Raw genomic sequence first — 6,002 nt, 5'->3', positions numbered from 1 at the left:
TAAGGAAAAATGAAGAGAATAAATTCAACAATTATCATGACTTTATAAGATCGCTAGACATTGAGTTAACAATAACGAAAAACGATAAAAAAAATATCAGCCGTATATCCCAATTAACTCAAAAAACAAATCAATTTAATTTCACAGTCAAGCGATATTCTGAATTTGACATCGAGTCATTCATGAATGATCCTAAAAAAACAGTCTATACGGGTGAAGTTAAAGATAAATTCGGCTGTTACGGACTAGTTATGATGGCTATCATTAGCCATATAGACAATGATATCATCATCGATACTTTCCTTATGAGTTGTAGAGTAATAGGTAAATTAGTTGAAAAAGCTTTTCTTAATAACATTCTAAATCGTTATAACGGCATAAATACAATTATAGGGATATATAAACCGACCAAGAAAAATGTAGTTGTCGAACATTTTTATCCCGACCATGGTTTCACCTTTGATTATACAGATAGTGATGGCCAACAATTTTACAATGTCTTAGCTCCAATAAATATGAACTTAGATCTAAATATAGAGGTAATAGATGCGTAATTTAAATGAAATTTTGGAAGAGGTTCTTGAGTGTACATTTTTTGATGACATATCTAAAGATAATTGTGAATCATGGGATTCTATAAACCATGTAAATATAATACTTGAATTGCAAGATGAATATGATATAAAAATCTCCCCTCAGGATATAGACAAACTATTATCATATCAATCCATTCTACATTACCTTAAAAAACAAGGTATCAGTGCTGAATAAAATGATAGAACGGTATATTTAATTATAAATATACCGATTTCACTCTAGGCTAAATCATTCAAGAAGATAATATGAAGCAAGCGGTGGTGACGTATCGAATAAATAATAAAAACTAGCTTTGAACATAAAATTATAACTAAACGCTTTACGCTTATTTTTAATGAATTACACCAAGGACGATACAGCAATGAAAATACCTAAGAAGATTCATCAAATATACACAAAAGGCATAAATAAACTGCCTGAAGAAATTTTAGTATCTATAGAACAATTAAAAGAGATGAATCCAACGTGGGAATACTTTTTTTATGATGAAAAAAGAATAATTGAATATATAGACAAGCATTATGGAAAAGAGATGCTGAATCTCTATTTAAGCATCGAACCAAAGTATGGTGCAGCTAGGGCTGATTTATTTCGCTATTTATTGATTTATATCGAAGGCGGTGTTTATCTCGATATTAAAAGCTCGTGTTTGAACCCACTTAATGATGCCATTGCAGAAGATTGTGAGATGTTGCTATGCAGTTGGGACAATAAAGCATGTGGCTGTGATAAAAACATGGGAATACACAAAGAGTTAGGGTTCTTAAAATGTGGTGAATACCAACAATGGAACATAGCCGCAGTACCTGGGTCTCCTTATATCAAATCTGCAATAGATGAAGTTATTCATAGGTTAAAAATCTACAAACCCTGGATTTACGGGGTAGGAATGAGAGGTGTGTTAAATACTACAGGCCCAATTCCCTTTTCGATTGGCATTGAAAAAATTAATAAAACCGAATTTTTCCATCATGAGGAAAATCATCGGAATATCGGATTTAAATACCGTAATGTTACCCACGAGGCAATAAGAAAATTTAACGGGAACCATTACAGTAAACTAAAAGACTCCATTGTTATCCTAGAAGGAAAAGATAAAGTTTATTACAGATTATGGTTGTTATTTATTTATCCACTACAGCGATTGAAGAAAAACATTATTAATGAAAGTAAAGGCGTCATGAGAAAAATGAAACGTATCTTCTGTGAAAAATCCCAATAGATACAAACGCCTCATAAATCAAGGCTCGAGCGAATAAGAACAGTTGGATCTTCTGGTTCGTTCGATTGCCTGTTTATCCAGAACGAGATTCAACAATTGCAATCATGTGTACATCCTGCCAGCGATTTTCAGGAAAATCAGTAAAGGAATAAACAACACCCGTTTTACAAATAGCCTTATCCTCACGAACCCGATAAAATCCCCCCAGCGATAACCGATAACAGTAGATCTTATGTTACAAACTCTCTACACCATCATCCTGTACCTCATCCAACCGTTGATTTGGCTTCGCCTGTGGCTTCGTGGCCGCAAGGCACCTGCTTATCGTCGGCGTTGGGGTGAACGCTACGGTTTTTGTGCAGAGAAGGTTAAACCAGACGGTATCATGCTGCATTCGGTCTCAGTGGGTGAAACATTAGCAGCTATTCCTTTAGTTAGAGCATTGCGTCATCGTTATCCTAATCTGCCGATCACGGTAACGACAATGACACCCACTGGCTCTGAGCGCGTGCGTTCCGCTTTTGGCGACACGGTCTATCACGTTTACCTGCCTTATGATTTGCCCTGTGCTCTGAAACGCTTTTTTGATCAGGTTCGTCCAAAAATCGTCATCATTATGGAAACCGAACTATGGCCAAATCTGATCGCGGAGTTGCATAAACGCGACATTCCGCTGGTCATTGCAAATGCCCGCCTATCAGAACGCTCTGCGGCGGGTTACAAAAAGATCGGTAAGCTAACGCGTCATATCTTGCAACGCATCACGCTCGTCGCCGCACAAAATCAGGAAGATGGGAATCGATTTATCGATCTTGGCCTGAAACGCTCAAGCCTGAAAGTAACCGGTAGCCTCAAATTTGATATTTCCGTTACACCGGAGCTAGCCGCCCGAGCGATTACATTACGCCGGCAATGGGCACCGCACCGCCCAGTATGGATAGCAACCAGTACGCATGAAGGTGAAGAAGCCATCGTTCTGGCCGCACATCGCCAGTTGCTTGGTACCTACCCCGATTTATTGCTGATTCTTGTTCCTCGCCACCCAGAGCGCTTCTCCACCACACAGGTGTTGGCAGAAAATTTGGGGTTCACCTACACACTGCGCAGCAGCGGTGAACAGCCTTCTGCGAACACTCAAGTAGTAATTGGTGACACCATGGGCGAACTGATGCTGTTGTACGGTATCGCCGATCTGGCTTTTGTCGGTGGAAGTTTGGTTGAGCGAGGCGGGCATAATCCGTTAGAAGCGGCAGCTCATGCCATCCCAGTATTGATGGGGCCACACACGTTCAATTTCAAAGATATCTGCAACAAACTAGACCAGGCTGACGGACTGATTACCGTTACCGATGCAGACTCACTTGGAAAAGAAGTAGGGAAACTGCTCGCCGACGAAGACTATCGCCTCTACTATGGTCGACACGCCGTGGAAGTGTTACACCAAAACCAAGGCGCATTACAGATGCTGCTAACGCTGCTGGAACCTTATTTGCCCCAGAGAGCCCAGTAAAACAGTGGCCACCAAGACAGTGAATGAAGGGCTAACGCGATGACGACCAAAGCGATTTATCCTGGCACGTTCGATCCATTAACCAATGGTCATTTGGATTTACTGACGCGTGCGTCACGCATGTTCGATCAGGTGGTGCTGGCTATCGCCGCCAGTCCGAGCAAACATACGCTTTTCACACTGGATGAGCGCGTGGCGTTGGCAAAGGGCGCAACACAACATTTGTCGAACGTCGAAGTCATCGGTTTTAGCGATCTCATGGTGCACTTCGCGCAGCAGCAAAAAGCGAATATTCTTGTGCGCGGTTTGCGAGCCGTTGCCGATTTCGAATATGAACTCCAGCTCGCAAAAATGAATCACCACCTGATGCCGACACTCGAAAGCGTCTTCCTGATGCCATCGGAAGAATGGTCGTTTATTTCGTCCTCTCTGGTCAAGGAAGTCGCTCGCCACGGCGGTGATGTATCACATTTCTTACCCGATGCCATCGTTAGTGCACTACACGGTAAATTATCGAAGAATCAGTAGAGAAACTACTTTTTCTTTGAAAATAGACAAACAGTAAGATTAAAACGTAGGGCATACCAAAAATCATTAAATGACGTCATGCCCTTAAATAAATTCCCACCGATACCCGTCGCAATAAATTTCTGGGCTAATTGTTTCCGAATAGCATGAGATGATATTTTTTTACGTAAAAGCCCAAACAAGTGGCGACTCTCTCGGTTGGCATGACGAATTAATGCTCTATTTAAAATAACGTTGTCTTTTTTCAGGTTAGCAAGAGCAATCAGACCCTGCATGATGTCGATATAACTGTTTGCTCTGCGTGATATTTTTTCAATCGACACCGATTTCGTAATCGAATTCGTATTACCAATTCGATAACCATAACCTAGCTTTTCACAGAATCCCACTCGTTTAGCTACCAGCGCTAAATTCGCCGTCCATAGAATGTCTTCATGCATCATATCCGGAATAAAACTTAACTTACTCAACGAGATGACATCATGGCGTATTAACTGCAACCAGGCAAAGTGACACCATTCGTTATTTTCTACACTGCGAATGATCCACTCCTCTCCGCTGATTACCTCACCCCATGGTTGCTTCGTCTGAATAGGCTCTTTTACTTCTTGTTCTGGATTTTCATTAAACTTAAAACCGTTGCCAATCAAGAGATCGAGGCGTTGCTCCCTCGCTTTTTCAAGCCATATCGATAACGTACTTTTTTCCAACCAGTCATCACCATCAACGAATGCAATCCACTCGCCATTGGCATGCCGAATCCCTGTATTTCTCGCCTCAGACAGCCCTTTATTCTCTTGACTGATAATAATCAAATTCGTAACCGACTTGCCTATCTCATTCAATTCCAGAAGGCTGTCATCTGTGGAACCATCATTTACCGCAATAATTTCAAAAGCGACATTATCCTGAGCAAGCAACGACGAAAAAAGAGGTTCGATATACTCTTCACAGTTATAAATAGGAACAATGACGCTAATATCCACACGACCCATAATGCCCTCTAAAGCACCTTATATTTAAGCAACAAAAGCTGAATCAAATATACCCAATAAACCTCAAGATGCAGGTTTGAGCACCTGAAAGCGATCGTGAATTCTGGATGTCAGCGAGTCCGCTATTTCTGGCAGCGTGGTTGAGAAAAAATTGAATATTGCATTCCTAAAGTCGTGCGTGTTTTCAAAATAGCGATTATTCCGAGCATGCTCGTTCATCACTTTCCATAAGCGCTCTATCGCATTCAGATTCGGACTGTAAGGCGGTAAATAGTGAAGGTCTATATTCACGACAAAAGCCCAGTCTTTAATCAATTGGGTTCGGTGATAACCCGCTCCGTCCAGTATCACATGGATTTTCTGCCGATAATCGGGGTAACGTTTACGTATCTCAATGAAAAAAAGAGCAATATTGTAGTCATTAATCGTTTTGTAATCGTGAATAACTGTGCGGCTGATATCGCTCAGATTTAGTGCACCCAGTATATTCAGACGGGTTCGGCTTCCCGTTGTTTTCACTGACTTTTTATGTCCTTTTCGTATCCATCCATAACTGAGCTTTGTCGCCTGTGTCGGATGCACTGCATCGATAAACAGAATCGGTTCATTACCTGCCGTTTTCTTTAAATTTTCATAATATTCAATGAACTGCTTCTGTTTTTGCTCACTGAATTTATGGGGTATACCCGCTGGTTTTTTGTAAGTGAAACCCTGACGGTGCAGCCACTTGTTCATGCCGGGGATACTGAACCGGATTGCCCAGCGCAGTTCAACATAAGCCACGATATCGCGAGTATGATGGAACAGATGCAGAGATAACTGACTGATGAGGCTTGTAGTTTGAGTGGCGCTGAGCATGCTGTTAGAGCCGCCGTTTTCAGGCTTGAGTTTGCGGGTGTTGACGTAATCGTTGATATGTTGGTTTACCGTCGTTTCGTGCAGACGCAGAGCCTGCGCAATCATCGCAGAAGTCCAGCCTTCTGAGGCAAGAAGGACGGCTTTAATGCGGTCACGAACACGACCATCACGAGTGGTGTCATGAAGGTGCTCAAGTTCGGCTTTCTGTTCGTCGGTAATAAATATCTTCATAGTGGATGAGCTTGATCTTCTCGTCACATAAAATCAAGCATCTTCAATGATCACGGGTATA

The 6,002-nt window shown here is 41.5% G+C and carries 6 protein-coding genes and 1 pseudogene; 5 read left to right on the top strand and 2 right to left on the bottom strand.

The features are described 5' to 3' along the window. From EDI29_RS22320 to coaD, 5 genes and pseudogenes are all read left to right on the top strand, one after another. Window positions 1-554: pseudogene (locus tag EDI29_RS22320) on the top strand (hypothetical protein); the annotation flags it as partial. Next, a complete protein-coding gene (locus tag EDI29_RS22315) occupies window positions 547-771 on the top strand; it encodes an acyl carrier protein (protein ID WP_137742636.1) in 225 nt (74 codons plus the stop codon). The pseudogene EDI29_RS22320 and the gene EDI29_RS22315, both read left to right, overlap by 8 nt. 187 nt (window positions 772-958) lie before the next feature. Beyond that, window positions 959-1,819 (top strand): glycosyltransferase family 32 protein, encoded by an 861-nt coding sequence (locus tag EDI29_RS22310; RefSeq protein WP_137742635.1) that lies wholly within the window; start codon window positions 959-961, stop codon window positions 1,817-1,819. Between the two features lie 232 nt (window positions 1,820-2,051). Then, window positions 2,052-3,329 (top strand): lipid IV(A) 3-deoxy-D-manno-octulosonic acid transferase, encoded by a 1,278-nt coding sequence (gene waaA / locus EDI29_RS22305; protein WP_137742634.1) that lies wholly within the window; start codon window positions 2,052-2,054, stop codon window positions 3,327-3,329. A 39-nt stretch (window positions 3,330-3,368) separates the two neighbouring features. Further along, entirely contained in the window at window positions 3,369-3,857 is a 489-nt protein-coding gene (gene coaD / locus EDI29_RS22300; protein ID WP_137742633.1) for a pantetheine-phosphate adenylyltransferase, read from the top strand. Window positions 3,858-3,862: 5 nt separating this feature from the next. Here coaD and EDI29_RS22295 read toward each other — a convergent pair whose 3' ends face one another. Then, window positions 3,863-4,852, bottom strand: coding sequence for a glycosyltransferase (locus tag EDI29_RS22295; protein ID WP_137742632.1), 990 nt, complete (start codon window positions 4,850-4,852; stop codon window positions 3,863-3,865). Window positions 4,853-4,915: 63 nt separating this feature from the next. Beyond that, window positions 4,916-5,941 (bottom strand): IS630 family transposase, encoded by a 1,026-nt coding sequence (locus tag EDI29_RS22290; protein WP_137741232.1) that lies wholly within the window; start codon window positions 5,939-5,941, stop codon window positions 4,916-4,918. Between the last annotated feature and the right edge of the window lie 61 nt (window positions 5,942-6,002).

The sequence above is a fragment of the Pectobacterium polonicum genome (genome assembly GCF_005497185.1).
Taxonomy (GTDB): domain Bacteria; phylum Pseudomonadota; class Gammaproteobacteria; order Enterobacterales; family Enterobacteriaceae; genus Pectobacterium; species Pectobacterium polonicum.
Note: the sequence above shows the minus strand (reverse complement) of the source record. Positions and strands in the feature narration are given on the sequence as shown.